General features: G+C 72.1%; 1 protein-coding gene and 1 pseudogene. Both read right to left on the bottom strand.

What is annotated here, in order from left to right; genetic code table 11:
- Positions 1 to 117, bottom strand: a pseudogene (locus G6019_RS17475) (GNAT family N-acetyltransferase); the annotation flags it as partial.
- Positions 118 to 137: 20 nt separating this feature from the next.
- Positions 138 to 1,018 (bottom strand): molybdopterin molybdotransferase MoeA (locus G6019_RS15325; RefSeq protein ID WP_182627959.1); only part of this gene is annotated, 881 nt, incomplete at its 5' end.

Here is a 1,018-nt window from a genome sequence, read left to right as displayed (position 1 = left end):
CGCGTCGCGACGCCGCACCGGTCGGAGCGTGACCACGCCGGCGCGGACCCGGAGGGGTCCGGCCTCGAGCGGCCACCCGGGGTGGGCGGTCGCATCGGTCGCGACGACGTTCCACATGGTCTCGGACCCGGATCGGCTCAGCCGCGTTGGGCGAGGAACATCACGTCCACCTCGTCACCGGTCCGGACGGCGGAGACGTCGGGGTCGATCACCACGAGGCAGTTCGCCTCCGCGAGCGAGGCGAGCAGGTGGGTGGAGGATCCCTGCGCGCCGCCGAGCGCCCGCACCAGGTACTCACCGGTGTCGGTGTCTCGCATGAGCTGTCCGCGCAGGTAACCGCGCCTGCCCTCCACCGAGGAGATGGGGGCGACGGTGCGGGCGCGGACCGTCCGGCGCATGGGCTGCCGCTTGCCCAACGCGATGCGGATCAGTGGCCGGACCATGATCTCGAAGACGACGAGGGCGCTCACCGGGTTCGACGGCAGGAGGAATGTGGGGACCTCGTCACGACCCAGTCGCCCGAACCCCTGGACCGATCCGGGATGCATGGCCACGCGGTTGACCTCGATCTGCCCGAGCTCCTCCATGACCTGCCGGATCCTCGTGGTGGCCTCACCGCCGGCCGCGCCGGAGACCACCACGAGTTCACTGCGCACAAGCTGCCCCTCCAGGACCTCGCGCAGCCTCGAGGGTTCGGTACTGGCGATACCCACCCGGTGCACGTCGGCCCCGGCGTCACGGCCCGCCGCGGTCAGGGCGTAGGAGTTGACGTCGTAGACCTGGCCGGTGCCGGGGCTGGCGTCGACGTCGAGCAGTTCGTCGCCGACCGAGATCACGGACATGCGGGGCTTGGGGTGCACGAGCACCTTGGACCGCCCCACGGACGCGAGCAGGCCGACCTGGGCCGGCCCGATGATGGCCCCCGCGCGCACCGCGACATCGCCCGGTTGGACGTCGTCGCCCACGCGACGGACGTACTCGCCGCTGGCGACGGTGCGGGTGGGGCTGATGCGCTGGC

The organism is Dietzia sp. DQ12-76 (genome assembly GCF_014145045.1).
GTDB lineage: Bacteria > Actinomycetota > Actinomycetes > Mycobacteriales > Mycobacteriaceae > Dietzia.
Note: the sequence above shows the minus strand (reverse complement) of the source record. Positions and strands in the feature narration are given on the sequence as shown.